Consider the following 17,955-nt stretch of genomic DNA (forward strand, 5'->3'; position numbering starts at 1 on the left):
TCCAGATCAGGCGAGTTTAGATAGAAGGCTGTTATTTAGGGCCGATTGCACAGAATGACAAGCGCCTATTCGATGGGCACGATCGCTTCAATATCTGCGCTCGGAAGCGCATCCCGCATCTCCGTAACTGACTTCCGTGTAATTGGGTGCACCCAATCAGGCGCGACATCCGACAAGGGAACAAGAACGAATGCGCGTTCGTGCATGCGAGGGTGCGGCAACAGCAATTGACCTGGGGCCATTTCCTTCTGTTTTTCCAATGGTAGTTCCATCCAGGTGCGCAAGACCCGAACACTCGGTCGGATCATGTCGTCATGTGCTAGCAAATCCAAATCTATGATACGCTGCTCCCATCGGGCCTTTCGGCGGCGTCCAAGACGCGCTTCGACCTCATGCAAACGGGCAATTGCTTCGGAAGATGACCAATGTGCCTCAACTAAAAGCGCCGCGTTCACAAAGTCGGGACCACTGTCGACGGGGACTGCTGGAGTTCGAAAAAAGCGACTACGACCCCGAATCACTGCTCCCATCTCTTCAATCGAATCAATGGCGTTGTGGAGCGTTTCGATGGGTGTTCCGACGCTCGAATGCATGTTTGACCCAAGGGCAACCAGCAATTTTGAACTGTTACATGGCGTAGTTTTGCCTATTTGGGTATCATCAGTGACTTGCGACATATTAAAAATCACCTATTTTTCAATCACCGTCTTTCGCGTTTTTACGCACTCACTCACGGAAATCACAGGCGGTACCCGAATTTTCGGAAGGACATTTTATGTTTTACAAGGACGAACGGCTGGCGCTGTTCATCGACGGTTCGAACTTATACGCCGCAGCCAAAGCGCTTGGGTTCGATATCGACTACAAGTTACTGCGACAGGAGTTCATGCGTCGAGGCAAGTTACTCCGCGCTTTTTACTACACCGCACTGTTGGAAAATGACGAGTATTCGCCGATCCGACCTTTGGTCGATTGGTTGAACTACAACGGCTTTACCATGGTGACCAAGCCAGCCAAGGAATACACCGACTCGATGGGGCGTCGTAAGGTAAAAGGAAACATGGACATCGAATTAGCGGTGGATGCCATGGAACTTGCGCCGCGTGTCGACCACATTGTTCTATTTTCGGGCGACGGGGATTTTCGTCCGCTTGTGGAAAGCCTACAACGTCAAGGCGTTCGGGTTTCTGTTGTGTCGACGATCCGCAGCCAACCCCCGATGATTTCGGACGATCTGCGGCGTCAGGCAGATAACTTCATTGAGCTGGACGAACTGAAGGACGTCATAGGGCGGCCGCCGCGCGAGCCAATGCCAGAACGCGAAGAGCGGGTTCAGGCTCAGGGCTAAGCCAATAGTGAAACTGCCAGCGACATTGCACTGCCGCTGGCTGTCCGTTCACAAAGTGTTTGGTCATAGAAATAATTTGGCGCGCCGTTGGATAGAACGCACCACAGTGTTTTAAAACGAAAATCACTGTGCCAGTATCCCCCTGATTGGGGGGATACGCACGTGTATCGTGACGCCGAAGCACTTGAACAACTGACAAACATCGAAGAGTTGTGGGATGGCGCTGTGCAAAGGCTGCGCGCGCGCGGCATTCACCACGTCATCTACATCACAGCTCATGGTTCCCCGCCGGAAGCCAGCAGGCTACTGACCACTTGCCCGGATCTGTATGCGAACGCTTCACCGGATACGGATCCTTTCTTGAGCCATTGTTGCGACAGTTACGAGATCACCCCAACCGGCCCCGAGTTTCTGTCACAACATTCCTATCTACCTGATGAGGCGAAGGCGTTCATCAAGACAGCGCGAGCCGAAGGATTCCTGACAGGCTTTGGGATTCCGACCCGCCTCCGCGGGGCAGACCGCTACGGCGGCTTCAACCTCGGAACAAAACTGGATCGCGCAACCTTCATGGAACGTATGTGGCCGCAAGCTGAACAGTTCCGCCTGTTCTGCCTGCTTGTACATCGCAGGATCGAAGAGCTGTCCGGGGCGAAGACTGATCATGAACCAGCTTTGATCGCACCCAACATGCCAGCCGCTCTCAAAGCACTCAGCCCGCGCGAGGCCGAAATCATATACATGCTGGCACGCGGCCTCAGTCGCAAGGAAGCCGCGCGCCTGTGCGGGATCAGCATGAACACCGTCGGGGAATACGCCAAGACAGCCTATCGCAAGCTTGGCATCCACAACCGCGCAGAAGCCGCCCGCCTGGTTTTTGGCAACACAGACCGCGCAGTCTAGCCGACACTCTTTACCCCAACGCCCCTAAAGCTTACGTCTGACACAACGACAGGAGCGGCCATGACCAAGCCAGCATTGACCCTTTATCTCGCCGCCCCGCGCGGGTTTTGCGCTGGCGTGGATCGCGCGATCAAGATCGTTGAAATGGCATTGGATAAGTGGGGCGCGCCCGTGTTTGTCCGGCACGAGATCGTGCACAACAAGTTCGTTGTCGACAGCCTGCGTGCCAAGGGTGCCGTCTTTGTCGAGGAACTGACGGAATGCCCGGATGACCGGCCCGTCATCTTCTCGGCCCACGGTGTGCCCAAGTCCGTCCCGCAAGCGGCGCAAGCGCGCGAGATGATCTATGTCGATGCAACCTGCCCACTGGTCAGCAAGGTTCACATTGAGGCGCAGCGGCATGCCGACAACGGTTTGCAGATGATCATGATCGGCCATGAGGGCCACCCCGAAACGATAGGCACAATGGGCCAACTGCCGGATGGCGATGTGTTGCTGGTCGAAACCGTCGAAGACGTGGCAACGGTACAGGTGCGCGACCCGGACAGGCTTGCCTTCGTCACACAAACCACGCTGTCGGTGGATGACACAGCGGACATCGTTTCGGCCCTGCAAACCCGCTTCCCCGCCATCGTCGGCCCGCACAAGGAAGACATCTGCTACGCCACGACCAACCGGCAGGAAGCGGTCAAGGCGATGGCCCCCAAATGCGACGCGATGCTCGTGGTTGGTGCTCCCAACTCGTCAAACTCCAAACGGCTGGTCGAAGTGGGCGCACGCGCGGGCTGCACCTACGCGCAATTGGTGCAACGGGGGACGGATATCGATTGGCGCGCGCTGGACGGGATCAAGAGCATGGGCATCACGGCCGGCGCATCCGCACCGGAAGTGCTGATCAACGAAGTCATCGACGCCTTCCGCGACAGATATGACGTGACGGTCGAGATGGTCGAAACAGCGGTCGAGAATGTGGAATTCAAAGTGCCACGGGTTTTGCGAGAGTCTGCATAACACGCGAATGGCCGGTTTGAGCCCATGTCAGACATCAAATGACGTATATGTGCGGCCCCTCATTCTTAGTTTCCCACCATTCCTCCAGGTCAGAAAAGCTGTGAATAAGCTGTGTTGCGACATCGTCTGGTGTGTATCTAAACGACATCGATAGAATGGATGCTTTCCATGGCTTTCGTGCCTGAAACCAATTCGACAATCCGCCTCCCTTCGAACGCTGGACCCTTCCCATGATATTCAATGCATATCGGTCGGATAGCCTCTGTTCAACACTTATGCCCTCATCGAGGTCCAACTCGCTGAAGTTCAAGACAAAAAGCGGGCGGTGATATTTGTCCCATTGAATTTCGAACCAGTGGATCTTGCTATCGCGGACGCGGTGAAACGGAACAGATAACGCATTTGCCCTTCCGCGGACAAAGCCCAAGTCAGCCACAAATGGATAGAACTGCGATTTTAGTGCTTCTCTGTATGGTTTCGACTTGCTCAAAACGGCCCTCGCACTCTGTCTCAACCATACAATATCTATACCAATGCCGAATGTCTTCTTTGTCCCGCAGAGCTGTCGCACGCATTGACACTAAGATGGTCCAGCTCCAAAGTTCCGGCCGCTTTCGGCGAGCAGCATGGCTTTCGCATGGTTAAAATCGCGTATCCCCACCGCGCGATAACCAGCCCTTTGTGACCAAACACAAATCACAAACCGCTAAACATCCCGTAACCCCACCGAAGAGCCTGTCCCCGCGGGGACAGATTGCCAAATCCGCCCCTTCGCCCTAGCCTTCGCCTGTCCCAACCCGAAGGTTTCCATGCTCTCTCTGCAGTTTTTCCTGACCGCCCTCGTCGTCGTCATCGCCCCCGGAACTGGCGTGATCTACACCCTCGCCCTGGGCCTTGGCCAAGGCCGTCGCGCCGCGCTCTGGGCCGCATTTGGCTGCACAGTCGGGATCGTCCCCCACCTCCTCGCCGCGACACTCGGACTGGCGGCGATCCTTCACACCTCTGCTCTGCTGTTCAATATCGTGAAATTTGCCGGCGTCGCGTATCTGTTGTGGCTCGCATGGGGCAGTCTGCGCAGCGGTGGCGCACTGAACATTTCGTCCCAACGCAGTGCCGATGCCGGGTGGCGCATTGCAAGGCGGGGTGCGTTGATCAACATCCTGAACCCGAAGCTGTCCATTTTCTTCCTCGCGCTTCTGCCGCCGTTCCTGTCGGGCAACGCGACAACCGCAACGTTCGAGATGACGACCCTTGGGCTGGTTTTCATGGCAATGACCTTCGCCGTGTTCGTTCTGTACGGCACATTCGCCGCAGCGGGGCGCCAGTGGATCCTCGGATCAGAAGTCGTCATGCGCTGGCTCTCGCGCAGCTTTGCCGCGATCTTTGCTGCGTTGGCAGGCCGCCTTGCGCTCGAACGCGCGTGAGCAGCAACTGGATTCACTTCGATGGCATTATCGAACCCATGGTTTGGGGAAAAAACACCTACACCGTTATGTGTCTACCGGACACGGTTGCGGCAGCTCTGCCGCCCCATACCAAACGGATCGAGGGCGAGTTTGGCGATTTCCCGATCAATCTCGCGTTGACGAAAGCCCCAGTGATCGACAGCCTGTTTGTTTACACCGGCAAGACATTTCTCCGCGACAGCGGGCTTGAAGTTGGAGAACCTTTTGATGCGCGCGTACGACCCGTTGACCCAAGGCTGGTTGAGGTGGCACAGGATGTTTTGCTGGCCATCCGAAGATGCGGTCAGATCAACGCCTGGAACGCTTTGACACCTGGTCAGCAGCGCTCCAGATTGCATCTTGTCAACACGGCCAAAAGGGCCGACACCCGCACCAAGCGCATTCAGAAACTGATCAGCGAACTATGACCAGAATACCCATCGTCCCCCTTGCCCTTGGCCTGGCCGGTCTGATCCCGTTTGTCTGGGGGGCAGCGACTATCTTGAGTGATGGGTTGGGAGCATGGGGCGCGCAGGCATTCGGGCCACGTTTCGTCGGACCATATGTTCAGCTGTTCTACGGTTCGGTCATCCTGTCGTTCATGTCTGGCGTTTTGTGGGGGTTTGCGACCAAGACCAAAGGTACACAGGCGGCCATGGGTTACACCCTATCGGTGGTACCTGCCCTGTGGGCGTTCTTCATGACGGGGGGTGGTCCAACAAGCGCAGGAACGAATCTCATCTTCGGCTTCATCGGCCTGCTCATGCTGGACTTCGCCTTTTTCCGCTGGGGTCTGACACCGTCGTGGTGGATGAAGTTGCGGCTACTACTGACGGCCATCGTCGTGGCCTGCCTAGCGGCTACGGTGGTGTGAGATGAGTGACCGGGAAACCCTTCAAGTCTACGCAGACAAGGCCGCAGAATATGCGCGTATGACAATCAAAGAAGCTGCCGGGCCGTCTATGCAGCGCTTCGTCGCAAACATGCCCGACGGCGGCACCGTTCTCGACATCGGCTGTGGCCCCGGATTTGCCGCTGCCGCTATGGCACAGGCGGGGCTGGTCGCCCACGCATGGGACCCCGTGCCCGAGATGCTGGATATCGCCCGGTCGCATGCCGGTGTCACAGTGCGACAGGCCAGCTACGGTGATCTGACCGAAACCGCAGCCTATGACGGTATCTGGGCCAACTTCTCGATGCTGCACACGCCGCTGGGAAAATGGCCCGACCAGTTCACGGCGATCCGCGCCGCCCTGAAACCGGGTGGCCTGTTCCATTTTGGCACCAAGCTGGGCACAGGCGAAAGCCGCGACCGCATCGGACGGCTCTATTCCTACATGACCGAAGACGCATTGACCGACCTGCTGACCCACACCGGGTTCGACATCGAGTACAGCCACACGGGCGAGGAAGCAGGCCTGTCGGGCGAGGTTGCTCCGTTCATCGTGCTACAGGCCGCCCGTGCCTGAGCTGTTTGCCTATACAGACGGTGCCTGCTCCGGAAATCCCGGCCCGGGTGGCTGGGGTGTTTTGTTGCGGGCCATGGACGGCGACCGGATCGTCAAGGAACGTGAACTCAAGGGCGGAGAGGCCCAGACCACCAACAACAAGATGGAGCTGATGGCTGCCATCTCGGCCCTCGAAGCGCTTGGCAAACCATCCACCATCACCGTCGTGACCGACAGTAACTACGTCAAAAACGGGATCACCAGCTGGATCCACGGCTGGAAGCGGAACGGATGGAAGAACGCGGCCAAGAAACCCGTCGCAAATGCCGACTTGTGGCAAAGACTGGACGCAGCCCAAGCCCGACACGATGTGACATGGGAATGGGTCAAAGGGCACGCCGGTCACCCAGAAAACGAGCGGGCCGACGAACTGGCGCGAGCAGGCATGGCACCCTTCAAAGGGAAATGACGCAGGGGCATTTCCGCCAAAGCAGCCTCAAACAGGTGACCGCCGCATGAGCATCACATCGAATGTTACAGACAGTTGATCGGCCAACTTACTGAAAAAATTATACTATCCTGCAATCACCCAAGCAAATCCTCACACGACCCTGCGATATCCATGACAGTTTGTGACCGAACGGTCCCTTATTGTTACAGCACCTGTCCGCTATCTCTTTCCCAAGACGAACGGCCCAGACGCCGAAACGCAAAGGAGAAGAGAGAATGAAACTGAAAGCCACCAAGACCCCGCTTCTGATTGCTGCCATCGCAACCGCCGTCACCGTGACCAGCCTTGCACCGGCAAATGCGCAAGCCGTCTGGGCCAGCGCCCCCGCCAACGCTGACGTCGCGCAGGTAATTGACGCCAATTTCAAAGTGAAGGTGAAGAAGCACAAGTTTCATCGCGGCCATAAATTCCACCACGGCCACAAATATCACCACGGTCACAAGTTCCACCACGGCGTGAAGAAAAAGAAATACGTGAGCCCGAAAACGAAGTTCAAGAAGAAGGTGCTGATCAAGAAATTCTTCTGATCGTTCCACACTTGAATGCCAGAACATCACGTGGCCCGCCCTTTCCCTCACGGCGGGCCACGTTCCCCTTCAGGAAAGACGCGATCAAGGTGCAAACGCCAGACCAGTTTGGGTGGCCCGCACTGCACCACTATATTGGGTTAAGCAATCGCGGCGACCTCATTAGAAGGCACCACATGTTTTACCGAAAGCACTATCTTCAAACGATCGTTGGCGTGACATTCGTTTGCACGACGCTCCCTGCCACCGCGGAGAACGCAACGCACAACGCGAACAGCAACCTCACGCAACCAAAGGTCATCCAGCGCCCCGCCCCTAACCGGTTCACCAGCGGGGTGCGCGCTGCCAAACCATCCAGTCACTTGGGCCCGAATTTCCGCGCAGCCAAGCCATCCAGCCATCTTGGTCCGAATTTCAGAACAACGGGGCATGGCGCGGATAATCGCAAGCGCTGATCCGTCAGTCCAACACCCAAGGCATGTTTACTTCCGCCAATGTGTCGGAACGATAATCAGCGCGCCGATAGAGGATACAATCGCGTTCAGCCCGGGGCTAGAGAAGCCAAAGCCGAACATGAGCCGCACGAAATAAAACAGGAACGCGCCGCCGATGCAGATGATGATCGATTGCACGATACCGTTGTGGGTAAACCGCGACTTTTCCGAGATGTAGCCGACAATGCCCGCAATCACGACGGTGCCGATCAGGGTGGGAAACATGGGCGGCTCTCCTACAATTGAGTTCCCTTTGGCAGTGGCATGCCGCGCAGGAACATTTCTGCATCCTGCGCGCCTTTGCCCGCCCGTTGCAAGCGGATCAGGCGCACGGCACCCCGGCCGCAGGCGATGGTCAGGGCATCGTCAAGGATCGTGCCCGCAAGGCCAGAGCCTTCAGCCAGTTCCGAACCCAGCACTTTGATCCGCATGCCATCATGCTCAAACCAAGCGCCGGGAAAGGGGGATAGCCCGCGAATTTTCCGGTCCACCTCAACCGCATCCTGTGTCCAGTCGATGGCCGCCTCAGCCTTTTCGATCTTCGCAGCATAGGTTACGCCATGCTCCGGCTGCGGTTCAGCCGTCAGCGCTGGCAACTGCTCCAGCGTTTTCAAGATCAATGCGGCCCCCAGATCGGCAAGCCTGTCATGCAGCTCAGCCGTGGTTTCAGTTGCGCCAATGGTCGTCGCCTCGCGCATCAGGACAGGCCCGGTGTCCAACCCCGCCTCCATCTGCATGATGCACACACCCGTCTCTGCATCGCCCGCCATGATCGCCCGGTGAATGGGCGCGGCCCCCCGCCAGCGCGGTAGCAGGCTTGCATGAATATTCAAACAGCCATGGGTCGGCGCATCAAGGACGGGTTGCGGCAGGATCAGGCCATAGGCCACGACAACAGCTATATCTGCATTCAGCGCGGCGAAGTCTGCCTGCGCCTCGGCGTCGCGCAGCGAAACGGGATGACACACCTCTAGCCCCAAGTCCTCGGCACGCGCCTGCACCGGGCTGGGCCGATCCTTTTTCCCCCGCCCCGCCGGTCGTGGCGGCTGAGTGTAGACGCACGCAATCTCGTGCCCCGCCGCGTGGAGAGCATCAAGGGCAGAGACAGAGAAGTCTGGCGTTCCCATAAAGATCACGCGCATGTCACCTGGCCTTTCTTGCCTTGCGGATCAGCATGTCCCGTTTCACCCGCCCCAGATTGTCGAAATACATCCGCCCGGCCAGATGGTCGATCTGGTGCTGCACACTGCGCGCTTCCAAGCCTTCGAACGTGCGGCGGTCAATGACGCCATCAGCATTCAGAAAACGCACGGTGACAGTCTTTGGTCGCGGAATCTCGGCCGAAACGCCGGGCAGGTTCGGGCTTGCTTCCGTACCTTTCTCGATCTCCGCATCGGCCTCCAGCACCTCGGGATTGGCCAACAGGATACGGCGGCTGCGGTCCGGGGTGGCGTCAACCACGGCAAGACGGAGCATCACCCCGATCTGCGGCGCAGCAAGACCAACGCCGGGCATCGCGTCCATCGTCTCGACCATGTCTGCCCAAATCCCGCGCACATCATCTGTGATCTCTGACACGTCCGCAGCCGCTGTGCGCAGCCGCACGTCAGGCCATGGGACAAAAGGGCGAACCGTCATACTTGCGCCTCGTAAGCGCTCAGAATTGCCGCACGTTGCGCCTCATCAACCTGATCGAGCGTGACGATACCATCCAGATGATCGAGTTCATGCTGGGCGCAAAGCGCGTGAAACCCGCTCAACCATTGATCATGTACCATGCCTTCAAGATCGGTCCACACCATCCGAACCGAGGTTGGGCGCTCGACATGGGCCATGACGCCGGGGATTGACAGACAGCCCTCGTCAGCGCCGACAATTTCCGTGCCGCGGTCCAGAATATCCGGGTTGATGCAGATAACGGGGCTGGGGTCGCCCTCTTTCCACGTCGCGTCCATCACAAAGAGGCGCAGCAACTCCCCCACCTGCGGGGCTGCCAAACCACGGCCCGGGGCTGCATACATGGTGTCGAGCATATCCGCGGCCAAGCTCCGGATGGCCGGGGTGATGACCTCAACCGGTTCACAGATCGCCTGCAAACACGAATGCGGCCAGGTCAGGATCTCGCGCAGGCTCATACGCGGGCGCGTTCCCGTTTCAGCTTCTGCATCTTGCGCGTGATCAACTGACGCTTGAGCGGTTTGAGGTAGTCAATGAACAGCTTGCCATCGAGGTGGTCGATCTCGTGCTGAACGCATGTGGCCCATAGGCCATCCATGCCCTCGATCCGCTCCTTGCCGTCACGGTCGATCCAACGCACTTCAACCTCGGCAGGGCGGGTCACATCAGCAAACTGCTCGGGGATGGACAGGCACCCTTCCTCGTATGTGTTCAGCTCATCCGAAGATGCAAGGACCTCGGGGTTGAACATGATCAGGGGACGGGGCGCCTCTCCCTCTTCCTTGACGCAATCCAGTACGATCAGCCGGTTCAGCACACCCACTTGCGGGGCGGCCAGCCCAATGCCCGGCGCGTCATACATGGTTTCCAACATGTCATCGGCCAGACGACGCAGTTCATCCGACAGATCGGACACAGCATCCGCCGTCTTCTTCAGGCGTGGATCGGGGTGCAAGATTATGGGTCGTTTCATGCCCTTGCATGTAAGCCAACACCCCGGGCATCGCAATGTCCCCTTGCACCTGCCAGCACGCACGCTAGCCTGCGCGCAAATCAGAACCGGAGACCCCCCATGAGCTTTGACACCATCATCGACCGCCGCGGCAGCCATTGCGTGAAATGGGACATGATGGAAGCGATCTATGGCGTGGACGGGGACAAGGGGCTCGCCATGTGGGTGGCCGACATGGACTTCCGTCCGCCGCAATGCGTTCTGGACGCTGTGCAGGCGCAAGTCGATCACGGGATCATGGGGTATTTCGGGGACGACAGCCAGTACCGGGCGGCCATTCAGTGGTGGATGAAGGAACGGCACAACTGGACAGTACACGCCGATCAGATCTTTACCACGCACGGGCTCGTCAACGGCACAGCCATGTGCGTGGACACCTTCACTCAGCCCGGCGATGGGGTCGTGCTCATGACACCTGTGTACCACGCCTTTGCCCGGGTCATCACGGCCAACAATCGGCGCGTGGTTGAGTGCGAGATGCCCATGACCGACGGGCGCTACACTATGGATTTCGACGCGTGGGACGCGCAAATGGACGGGTCCGAAACCATGCTGATCCTCTGCTCGCCCCATAACCCCGGCGGACGCGTCTGGACACGCGAAGAACTGGAAGGCATCGCAGCCTTTGCCAAGCGCCACAACCTGATCATCGTGTCGGACGAAATTCACCACGACCTCGTCATGCCCGGGCACAAGCACATCCCGATGTCCCATATCCCCGGGGTCGAGGATCGGCTGATCATGATGACGGCCACAACCAAGACGTTCAACATCGCAGGGAGCCACTCTGGCAACGTCATCATCGCGGACCCGGACCTGCGCGCCAAGTTTGCCCAGCGCATGGCGGGGTTGGGCCTGTCGCCAAATTCGTTCGGACTGTTCATGGCGACGGCTGCCTACTCGCCGGAAGGGGCTGCGTGGACAGACGAACTGGTCACGTATCTTGATGGCAACCGGAAGCTCTTTGACGACGCCGTGAATGCAATTCCGGGCCTCTACTCTATGCCGCTTGAATCGACTTACTTGTCCTGGGTCGATTTCGATGGCACCGGCATGACACGCGAGGAATTCACCAAACGGGTCGAGAAAGACGCCTGCATCGCGGTCAACCACGGCCCCACCTTCGGCAAGGGCGGCGACAGCTGGCTGCGGTTCAACATCGCTACGCCCCGCGCACGGGTGCAGGAAGCGGTCGAACGGTTGGCGCGGGCATTTGGTGACTTGCAATAGGACGCGACACACGCGCCCTCTAGTGTGACACTGTCAGATTGTTGATCAGCCAAACGCGAACGTGCGTCTATCAGGATGCCTGCGACAAGGTCGGATGCAGACAATAGGTCCTTGAGACCTTGCTGATACCGAATGCCAATCAGACCGCACTAGAAACCGTCTGTCATACGCACCTTTGGAAACGCTTCAGTCTTTTTTGTTGCGTTCTGCCGCCGCGCAACTCTTCCTGATCACGTCCGCAGTCAGGAGGAGCTGAGACATGACGAACCGAAAGCTCTACCTTGGCCCCCTGACCGACAACAGGCGTTGGGACATGGTCAGCATCCGGCCCGACGACGTGTTCGTCGTAACGCCTCCAAAGTGCGGGACCACGTGGATGCAGACAATCGTGGCGCTACTGCTGTCCGGCGACCCCGAGGTCGAGACGGAATTGTCCATAAAGATGCCATGGGTCGACATCCGCATCCGCGAAATGGCGGAAGTGGCGGAACGGCTCGACGCCATGACCCAACGCCGCAGCATGAAAAGCCATACACCATTGGATGGGCTGCCTTTGGACGATCAGGCGCAGTATATTTGCGTGTTCCGCCATCCTCTTGATGCGCATTTCTCGATGCGACAACACATGCGCAACATCCCAATGCCCTGGTTCAATCATTGGTATCCAGAGGAAGACGAGGAAGGTATTGCATTTCGCCGTTTTCTGGATGGTGGGGCCGAGGGGTTCGATGGTGATGCCATGCCCCTCGCGCACATCCTGCGCCACTACCAAGCTGCCAAGGCGCTTGCCGACCGACCGAACGTATCGCTCTTCCACTACGCGGATATGAAGCGGGACCTGGCCGGCGTCTTCGCCAAACTGTCGGCGTTGCTGGACACACCGCATTCAGAGGTCGTCATGCAACAGCTTCTTGCGGCGGCAACATTCGACAACATGAGACAGAACGCAGAGCGCTATGCTCCGTCGGGAGGGAAGGGATTTTTCAAGTCGGATACCGCGTTCTTTCACAGCGGCACCAGCGGAAAATGGCGGGGTCATCTGACGGATGACGAGCTCTCTGCCTATGACGCTATGATGAATGCCCATTTGAAGCCAGAAGACCGCGCATGGTTAGAGAATGGCTCTGCATTGAGGGACACCCCCTAGCAGATTGCCCCTCGCAATATCTGTATTGGTCTGTTTGCAACAGCGCCCTGACACCGACGATCCAGCAGCGTGGATCAGTCGACCTTGTTGGCCAGCAATGCCACCGGCGCATCTTCGGCCCGAACGAAATCAAGCGCAGGTTTTTCGGCCACTGCCGTCAGCCGCTTGAACTCGTACCGCATCTCGCCCGCCTCTTCGTCGGAGGCCACGATCAGGCATTGGAACAGATGGATCGCACCGTCATACAAATCAACGTACCCACGCAGATAAGGCGCCGCCTCTGCCTGCATGGAAAAGCCGGTCTTCCACATACGTAGAACGGGGTACGTCACACCATCAACGGCAAGGCGCAGGCGCGATGCCTTTTTCAACGATTGCAGGCGCGCACTGTCGAGACCTGCTTGCACTTCCTTCGGTACGAATGTGGACATGGCAGTCTTTCCTTTCAGTCCCCACATCAAAAGATGACCAGCTAAGTGAGTCGTTTCAGTTAAATTCCAATGACATACTCCGAGTCTTTTCAGAATGTGGCTTTCCTGTGACTCTGGCATTTCTCATATGTGTGTGCGCAGACGCAGGCGCAATGCGCGCACCCACCGCTTTGCGGGCAAAACCACCGTCGCTACATCTGTCCCTGCATAAGCAGGAGAAGCGACATGGGTCTTTTGGTGGACGGTGTCTGGCACGACCAGTGGTACGATACGAAATCAAGCGGTGGAAAATTTCAGCGCAGCCAGGCCAAGTTCCGCAACTGGATCACCGCTGACGGCAGCGCAGGCCCATCGGGGGCGGATGGGTTTTCGGCCGAAAGCAGCCGCTATCACCTCTATGTTTCCTATGCCTGCCCATGGGCGCACCGGGCCCTGATCTTCCGCCAGCTCAAGGACCTGACCGACCACATCAGCATCTCGGCCGTGCACCCGGACATGCTGTCCGATGGCTGGACATTCCAAACAGATGATAAGGGCGCCACGGGGGACTCACTCTATGGCGCTCCCTTTGCCCGCGATATCTATACCAAGGCCGATCCGAAGTTTTCCGGCCGCGTGACCGTGCCGATCCTGTGGGACAAGAAACGCAAAACCATCGTGAGCAACGAAAGCTCCGAGATCATCCGCATGTTCAACTCGGCTTTTGACGGGATCACGGGCAACACCCGGGATTTCTGGCCACAGGAGCTGCGGGACGCCATCGCCCCCGTGAACGACCGCATCTACGATACGCTGAACAACGGCGTCTACAAGTCCGGTTTCGCCACCACGCAACAGGCCTACGACGACGCGGTGCACCCGCTTTTCGACACGCTCGACTGGCTGGAAGAGCGGTTGTCCACCTCACGCTACCTAATGGGCAATCAGATCACTGAAGCCGACTGGCGGCTCTTTACCACGCTCGTGCGGTTCGATCCGGTCTATCATCTGCACTTCAAATGCAACCGCAAGCGGCTGATGGATTACCCCAACCTTTGGGCCTACACGCGCGAACTCTATCAGGTGCCGGGCGTGGCCGAGACGGTGAACATGGATCACATCGTGCGCCACTATCACTACAGCCACGAAAGCATCAATCCGCACCGGATCGTACCCATCAACGCGGTGATTGATTTTGCTGCGCCCCACGGGCGCGACGCGGTCAGCTGACCCCGTAATGCTCCACCATCGCCGCCAGATCCTCTGGCGGTGTCCCCGCAGGGACAAAAGCACAGGCATTGCTGGAATGGTTGAAGATCGACCCGTCCGAGAAAAAGGACGTGTCGGTCACAAAGATGACGCGCGCATTGGGATGCCGGTAGCTGGCGAAATCCGCAACGGCCAACGCGCTCCCTTCGCCAAGAACAAGGTCCATGACGATGATGTCTGCGGTATGTTCCGACAAGTATTCGACAGCTTCATTTTGTCCGTGAACAAGGGACACAACCGCACCCTGACGCTCAAGATGTCGCTGCCACAACACCCCTAACTCAGGTCGACTCTCTACAATCAATACATTCATATTAACTCCGAGCCACCCCAACGTGACCCTGCCTACAAAGTTCTGTTCAAGATTGTCTTAACAATCAGTTAACGTTTCCTAAAATTCGTTAACACCATCACATTCGCTTGAAAATTGCGCGACATTCCGCTTTTTGCAAGCCGGATGCCGCCGAGGCTGGCGTGAAAGACACAGGAGGCTTGCATCTTGCAGCAGAAGAGAGACCACGGAGGTGGGCTTGACGACGCGGTTGCTCGCCACGGTGGGAACCGCGCGAATTGGATTGATCTGTCGACCGGTATCAATCCGCAAGCCTATCCCGTTTCTTCTATCGCATCGGATGCATGGACAGCGTTGCCCGACACCGGGGCAGCCATCCGATTGACTGACGCGGCGCGCCGTTTTTGGTCGATCCCGGATGACGCAGGCGTGCTGGCGGCACCAGGAGCATCCTCTCTCATCGCACAAATCCCTCGTCTTGCTTCCGCGGGCAAGGTCCGCATCAAGACGCCTACCTACAACGAACATGCCGCCAGCTTTGCCGGTCATGGTTGGACGGTCTGTGACGACGCACAGACCGATGCGTGCGTCCTGGTGCATCCAAACAATCCCGATGGGCAGCTTTGGACCGCAAAGGATGCCAACGCAAAGCTGACGGTGATCGATGAAAGCTTCTGTGACGTGACCCCGCAGGTCAGCCTGATCAACCAGGCCACACAACCCGGCACGCTTGTCCTCAAAAGCTTTGGCAAGTTCTGGGGGCTCGCTGGCTTGCGATTGGGCTTCGCAATCGGGGATCCTGCGCTCATCAAACGGCTCACGGAAATGCTGGGGCCCTGGCCCGTGTCTGGCATCGCGCTCGACATCGGGGCGACTGCACTCGAAGATGCGGACTGGGCCACAGCAACCCGCGCCAGACTGTCCGCCGACGCGCAGCGGCTCGACACGCTGATGGCCGCGCGTGGCGCTGACCTTGTGGGCGGTACATCCCTGTTCCGGCTCTACGATGTGGGTGACGCGGCAGCCTTCCAACAGCGCTTGGCGCAGGCCCATATCTGGAGCCGCATCTTTCCTTACAGCACACGCTGGCTGCGCCTTGGACTGCCTGCGGCACAAGATTGGGCACGGGTCGAGGCTGCGCTTTGAACGGCCTGCTCATCCTTGCGCTGGCAATGTGCCTTGACGCCGTCGCGGGTGAGCCGCGCTGGCTTTGGTCGCGGGCGCCGCACCCGGCGGTCCTCATGGGACAGGCGATCGGCGCTTTGGACGCAAGATGGAACCGCGAACCCAGCGCACGGGCCAAGGGCCTGTTTGCCATCGCCCTGCTTGTCATTGCCGCCGCTGCTTTTGGGTGGATGATCACCCAACTTGGCTGGGTCGCCGAAATGATCGTGACCGCCATCCTGCTCGCTCATCGATCCCTCGTCTCGCATGTGGCTGCCGTTGCGCACGGGCTCCGACAATCCGTTGCCGAAGGCCGCCGCGCCATCCGCATGATCGTCAGCCGCGATGTCAGCACGTCTTCATCCTCGCAAGTCACACGCGCCGGGATCGAAAGCCTGTCTGAAAACTTCAGCGATGGCGTGATTGCCCCGGCCTTCTGGTTCCTGATCGGCGGGGTGCCCGGCATCCTGATCTACAAGGTGGTCAACACGGCGGACAGCATGGTGGGCTACCTGACCCCGCGCCACGCAGAATTCGGTTGGGCAGCCGCACGTCTTGACGATGTGTTGAACTGGATACCCGCGCGGCTGACGGGCGCGCTGATTGCTCTTGTCGGAGGCGCCGCATCACAATGGCACAAGATCAAATCGGACGCGCGCCTGCACCGGTCACCGAATGCGGGCTGGCCCGAGGCCGCCATGGCCCGCGCCCTGAACATCGCGCTGGCCGGACCGCGCAGCTACCACGGACAGGTCGAAGACCTCGCATGGGTCAATGGCCGCGGCAGACGCGACCTGAACCCGACCGACATTGACACCGCCATATCTATGGTGTGGAAAACTTGGGGTCTGGTTGTCGGTATTCTTGGTATTTTAGGATTTTTCATATGCGTTTTTTGAAACAGGTCGTTGCCGTGGCCGCAGTGGCCACCCTGCCCGGGCTGGGACTGGCGAGCTGTGGCGGCAGCTTCTCTGCTTTCAAGGACGGCCTGAAATCAGAAGCGGTGTCGCGCGGCATATCCGCCGAAACAGCAGATCGTTTTCTCGCCTCTGTGCGTCAGGATCCGGCGGTCCTGCGCGCCGACCGTGCCCAAGGCGTATTCCAACGCCCATTCATCGACTTTTCCCGTCGCTTGATTTCGCAAAACCGCATCAACGCGGGCAAGGCTAAGGCACGGCAATGGGATTCTGTGTTTGAACGGGTCGAGCGGGACTATGGCGTGGACCGAAACGTCCTGCTGGCCTTCTGGGCGTTCGAAACAGATTACGGTGCGTTTCAGGGTGACTTCAACACCGCCAACGCACTCGTCACACTGGCACATGACTGTCGCAGGCCAGAGCTGTTCCGCCCGCAGGTATTCGCAGGGATGGAGTTGTTTGCGCAGGGGGATTTTGACCCGCAGCGCACGACCGGTGCATGGGCAGGTGAGATTGGCATGGTGCAAATGCTGCCTGCCGACATCATCGAAAACGGTGTCGATGGCGATGGCGACGGGGCGGTGCGGCTCAAATCTTCGGCACCGGATGCCCTGCTTTCCGGCGGCAAGATGCTTCAGCATTTCGGCTGGCGCGCGGGCGAGCCGTGGCTGCAGGAAGTCACCGTGCCTACCGACATGGATTGGAGCCTGAGCGGGGCGGGCAAACCGCAATCCGTGGCACAATGGCAAGCCATGGGCGTGGAGGCGCGCAGCGGAACACTGGTAGACCTGCCTGGCTCTCTCATCCTCCCTCAGGGACGCAAGGGGCCGGCCTTCCTCGCTTATCCCAACTTCGATGTGTATTTCGAGTGGAACCAGTCATTCACATATGTCCTGACCGCCGCCTATTTCGCAACCCGCCTAGGTGGCGCGCAGGTCTATGACGCAGGTAACCCCGAGCTCGGGCTTGGCGCCGATCAGATGAAACGCTTGCAAACCAAGCTGCAGGCACGCGGATACAACGTGGGCAAGATCGACGGCATCCTCGGCGCTGGAACGCGGGCGGCTGTTCAAGCCGAACAGACGCGCCTGGGCTTACCCGCCGACGCTTGGCCAACGCAGGCGTTGCTTGATCGCCTGTGACTGCGCAC

At 58.6% G+C, this 17,955-nt stretch carries 23 protein-coding genes; 15 read left to right on the forward strand and 8 right to left on the reverse strand.

What is annotated here, in order from left to right; all coding sequences use genetic code 11:
* Positions 1-65: 65 nt before the first annotated feature.
* Entirely contained in the window at positions 66-689 is a 624-nt protein-coding gene (gene folK, locus Q1A51_RS12560) for a 2-amino-4-hydroxy-6-hydroxymethyldihydropteridine diphosphokinase (RefSeq protein ID WP_299599743.1), read from the reverse strand.
* A gap of 86 nt (positions 690-775) precedes the next feature.
* Between folK and Q1A51_RS12565 the strand changes: the two genes are divergently transcribed.
* The 9 genes from Q1A51_RS12565 (at position 776) to Q1A51_RS12605 (ending at position 7,193) form a co-directional block, all read left to right on the forward strand.
* On the forward strand, positions 776-1,348 hold the full coding sequence (locus Q1A51_RS12565) for an NYN domain-containing protein (protein WP_189368237.1): 573 nt from the start codon (positions 776-778) through the stop codon (positions 1,346-1,348).
* A 162-nt stretch (positions 1,349-1,510) separates the two neighbouring features.
* Positions 1,511-2,251, forward strand: coding sequence for a LuxR family transcriptional regulator (locus Q1A51_RS12570; RefSeq protein WP_299599744.1), 741 nt, complete (start codon positions 1,511-1,513; stop codon positions 2,249-2,251).
* A 60-nt stretch (positions 2,252-2,311) separates the two neighbouring features.
* On the forward strand, positions 2,312-3,262 hold the full coding sequence (gene ispH, locus Q1A51_RS12575; RefSeq protein ID WP_299599745.1) for a 4-hydroxy-3-methylbut-2-enyl diphosphate reductase: 951 nt from the start codon (positions 2,312-2,314) through the stop codon (positions 3,260-3,262).
* 809 nt (positions 3,263-4,071) lie between these two features.
* Positions 4,072-4,686, forward strand: coding sequence for a LysE family translocator (locus tag Q1A51_RS12580; protein ID WP_299599746.1), 615 nt, complete (start codon positions 4,072-4,074; stop codon positions 4,684-4,686).
* The gene (locus tag Q1A51_RS12585) at positions 4,683-5,135 is read left to right on the forward strand and encodes a YdeI/OmpD-associated family protein (RefSeq protein ID WP_299599747.1); all 453 of its coding nucleotides are present in this window, start codon (positions 4,683-4,685) and stop codon (positions 5,133-5,135) included. The genes Q1A51_RS12580 and Q1A51_RS12585 overlap by 4 nt, the downstream gene beginning before the upstream one ends.
* The gene (locus Q1A51_RS12590) at positions 5,132-5,581 is read left to right on the forward strand and encodes a DUF3429 domain-containing protein (protein ID WP_299599748.1); all 450 of its coding nucleotides are present in this window, start codon (positions 5,132-5,134) and stop codon (positions 5,579-5,581) included. The genes Q1A51_RS12585 and Q1A51_RS12590 overlap by 4 nt, the downstream gene beginning before the upstream one ends.
* Before the next feature lies 1 nt (position 5,582).
* Positions 5,583-6,176: a class I SAM-dependent methyltransferase gene (locus Q1A51_RS12595; RefSeq protein ID WP_299599749.1), complete on the forward strand. Its 594-nt coding sequence runs from the start codon at positions 5,583-5,585 to the stop codon at positions 6,174-6,176.
* Positions 6,169-6,624 (forward strand): ribonuclease HI, encoded by a 456-nt coding sequence (gene rnhA, locus Q1A51_RS12600; RefSeq protein ID WP_299599750.1) that lies wholly within the window; start codon positions 6,169-6,171, stop codon positions 6,622-6,624. Before Q1A51_RS12595 ends, rnhA begins: the two co-directional genes overlap by 8 nt.
* Before the next feature lie 257 nt (positions 6,625-6,881).
* Positions 6,882-7,193 (forward strand): hypothetical protein, encoded by a 312-nt coding sequence (locus Q1A51_RS12605; protein WP_299599751.1) that lies wholly within the window; start codon positions 6,882-6,884, stop codon positions 7,191-7,193.
* Positions 7,194-7,675: 482 nt separating this feature from the next.
* On the opposite strand, the gene Q1A51_RS12610 is transcribed toward Q1A51_RS12605, so the two are convergent.
* Genes Q1A51_RS12610 through def (Q1A51_RS12630) form a run of 5 tightly spaced genes read right to left on the reverse strand, consistent with a single transcriptional unit; the run spans position 7,676 to position 10,337 of the window.
* Positions 7,676-7,912: a hypothetical protein gene (locus Q1A51_RS12610; RefSeq protein WP_189368226.1), complete on the reverse strand. Its 237-nt coding sequence runs from the start codon at positions 7,910-7,912 to the stop codon at positions 7,676-7,678.
* Positions 7,913-7,923: 11 nt separating this feature from the next.
* Positions 7,924-8,829 carry a methionyl-tRNA formyltransferase gene (gene fmt, locus Q1A51_RS12615; protein WP_299599752.1) on the reverse strand — a complete coding sequence of 302 codons (906 nt, stop codon included), beginning with the start codon at positions 8,827-8,829 and terminating at the stop codon, positions 7,924-7,926.
* Between the two features lies 1 nt (position 8,830).
* Positions 8,831-9,325 (reverse strand): peptide deformylase, encoded by a 495-nt coding sequence (gene def / locus Q1A51_RS12620; RefSeq protein WP_299599753.1) that lies wholly within the window; start codon positions 9,323-9,325, stop codon positions 8,831-8,833.
* Positions 9,322-9,822 (reverse strand): peptide deformylase, encoded by a 501-nt coding sequence (gene def, locus Q1A51_RS12625; protein ID WP_299599754.1) that lies wholly within the window; start codon positions 9,820-9,822, stop codon positions 9,322-9,324. The genes def (Q1A51_RS12620) and def (Q1A51_RS12625) overlap by 4 nt, the downstream gene beginning before the upstream one ends.
* A complete protein-coding gene (def, locus tag Q1A51_RS12630) occupies positions 9,819-10,337 on the reverse strand; it encodes a peptide deformylase (protein WP_299208188.1) in 519 nt (172 codons plus the stop codon). The genes def (Q1A51_RS12625) and def (Q1A51_RS12630) overlap by 4 nt, the downstream gene beginning before the upstream one ends.
* 99 nt (positions 10,338-10,436) lie before the next feature.
* On the opposite strand from def (Q1A51_RS12630), the gene Q1A51_RS12635 reads away from it, so the two are divergent.
* Together Q1A51_RS12635 and Q1A51_RS12640 are read left to right on the forward strand one after the other, a co-directional pair.
* On the forward strand, positions 10,437-11,606 hold the full coding sequence (locus tag Q1A51_RS12635; protein WP_299599755.1) for a MalY/PatB family protein: 1,170 nt from the start codon (positions 10,437-10,439) through the stop codon (positions 11,604-11,606).
* Positions 11,607-11,865: 259 nt separating this feature from the next.
* Positions 11,866-12,753, forward strand: a complete 888-nt coding sequence (locus Q1A51_RS12640; RefSeq protein WP_299599756.1) for a sulfotransferase domain-containing protein — start codon at positions 11,866-11,868, stop codon at positions 12,751-12,753.
* 74 nt (positions 12,754-12,827) lie between these two features.
* Here Q1A51_RS12640 and Q1A51_RS12645 read toward each other — a convergent pair whose 3' ends face one another.
* Entirely contained in the window at positions 12,828-13,184 is a 357-nt protein-coding gene (locus tag Q1A51_RS12645; protein ID WP_299208182.1) for a hypothetical protein, read from the reverse strand.
* Positions 13,185-13,409: 225 nt separating this feature from the next.
* On the opposite strand from Q1A51_RS12645, the gene Q1A51_RS12650 reads away from it, so the two are divergent.
* Entirely contained in the window at positions 13,410-14,393 is a 984-nt protein-coding gene (locus tag Q1A51_RS12650) for a glutathione S-transferase family protein (RefSeq protein ID WP_299599757.1), read from the forward strand.
* Here Q1A51_RS12650 and Q1A51_RS12655 read toward each other — a convergent pair.
* Complete coding sequence (locus Q1A51_RS12655) at positions 14,386-14,745, reverse strand: response regulator (RefSeq protein WP_299208178.1); 360 nt, start codon at positions 14,743-14,745, stop codon at positions 14,386-14,388. The two genes, Q1A51_RS12650 and Q1A51_RS12655, sit on opposite strands and share 8 nt — an antisense overlap.
* Positions 14,746-14,931: 186 nt before the next feature.
* Between Q1A51_RS12655 and Q1A51_RS12660 the strand changes: the two genes are divergently transcribed.
* Genes Q1A51_RS12660 through Q1A51_RS12670 form a run of 3 tightly spaced genes read left to right on the forward strand, consistent with a single transcriptional unit; the run spans position 14,932 to position 17,947 of the window.
* Positions 14,932-15,870 (forward strand): threonine-phosphate decarboxylase, encoded by a 939-nt coding sequence (locus Q1A51_RS12660; protein WP_299599758.1) that lies wholly within the window; start codon positions 14,932-14,934, stop codon positions 15,868-15,870.
* A complete protein-coding gene (gene cbiB, locus Q1A51_RS12665; RefSeq protein ID WP_299599759.1) occupies positions 15,867-16,787 on the forward strand; it encodes an adenosylcobinamide-phosphate synthase CbiB in 921 nt (306 codons plus the stop codon). The genes Q1A51_RS12660 and cbiB overlap by 4 nt, the downstream gene beginning before the upstream one ends.
* A complete protein-coding gene (locus Q1A51_RS12670; protein ID WP_299599760.1) occupies positions 16,775-17,947 on the forward strand; it encodes a lytic murein transglycosylase in 1,173 nt (390 codons plus the stop codon). Before cbiB ends, Q1A51_RS12670 begins: the two co-directional genes overlap by 13 nt.
* Positions 17,948-17,955: the final 8 nt, after the last annotated feature.

It is taken from the genome of uncultured Tateyamaria sp. (genome assembly GCF_947496075.1).
Taxonomy (GTDB): Bacteria; Pseudomonadota; Alphaproteobacteria; order Rhodobacterales; family Rhodobacteraceae; genus Tateyamaria.

Excerpts from the sequence above, each read along its gene's own strand:
- Q1A51_RS12565 (WP_189368237.1), top strand. The coding sequence starts at position 776 with ATGTTTTACAAGGACGAACGGCTGGCGCTGTTCATCGACGGTTCGAAC.
- ispH (WP_299599745.1), top strand. The coding sequence starts at position 2,312 with ATGACCAAGCCAGCATTGACCCTTTATCTCGCCGCCCCGCGCGGGTTT.
- Q1A51_RS12580 (WP_299599746.1), top strand. The coding sequence starts at position 4,072 with ATGCTCTCTCTGCAGTTTTTCCTGACCGCCCTCGTCGTCGTCATCGCC.
- Q1A51_RS12590 (WP_299599748.1), top strand. The coding sequence starts at position 5,132 with ATGACCAGAATACCCATCGTCCCCCTTGCCCTTGGCCTGGCCGGTCTG.
- Q1A51_RS12595 (WP_299599749.1), top strand. The coding sequence starts at position 5,583 with ATGAGTGACCGGGAAACCCTTCAAGTCTACGCAGACAAGGCCGCAGAA.
- Q1A51_RS12605 (WP_299599751.1), top strand. The coding sequence starts at position 6,882 with ATGAAACTGAAAGCCACCAAGACCCCGCTTCTGATTGCTGCCATCGCA.
- Q1A51_RS12610 (WP_189368226.1), bottom strand. The coding sequence starts at position 7,912 with ATGTTTCCCACCCTGATCGGCACCGTCGTGATTGCGGGCATTGTCGGC.
- fmt (WP_299599752.1), bottom strand. The coding sequence starts at position 8,829 with ATGCGCGTGATCTTTATGGGAACGCCAGACTTCTCTGTCTCTGCCCTT.
- def (WP_299599753.1), bottom strand. The coding sequence starts at position 9,325 with ATGACGGTTCGCCCTTTTGTCCCATGGCCTGACGTGCGGCTGCGCACA.
- def (WP_299599754.1), bottom strand. The coding sequence starts at position 9,822 with ATGAGCCTGCGCGAGATCCTGACCTGGCCGCATTCGTGTTTGCAGGCG.
- def (WP_299208188.1), bottom strand. The coding sequence starts at position 10,337 with ATGAAACGACCCATAATCTTGCACCCCGATCCACGCCTGAAGAAGACG.
- Q1A51_RS12635 (WP_299599755.1), top strand. The coding sequence starts at position 10,437 with ATGAGCTTTGACACCATCATCGACCGCCGCGGCAGCCATTGCGTGAAA.
- Q1A51_RS12640 (WP_299599756.1), top strand. The coding sequence starts at position 11,866 with ATGACGAACCGAAAGCTCTACCTTGGCCCCCTGACCGACAACAGGCGT.
- Q1A51_RS12645 (WP_299208182.1), bottom strand. The coding sequence starts at position 13,184 with ATGTCCACATTCGTACCGAAGGAAGTGCAAGCAGGTCTCGACAGTGCG.
- Q1A51_RS12650 (WP_299599757.1), top strand. The coding sequence starts at position 13,410 with ATGGGTCTTTTGGTGGACGGTGTCTGGCACGACCAGTGGTACGATACG.
- Q1A51_RS12655 (WP_299208178.1), bottom strand. The coding sequence starts at position 14,745 with ATGAATGTATTGATTGTAGAGAGTCGACCTGAGTTAGGGGTGTTGTGG.
- Q1A51_RS12670 (WP_299599760.1), top strand. The coding sequence starts at position 16,775 with ATGCGTTTTTTGAAACAGGTCGTTGCCGTGGCCGCAGTGGCCACCCTG.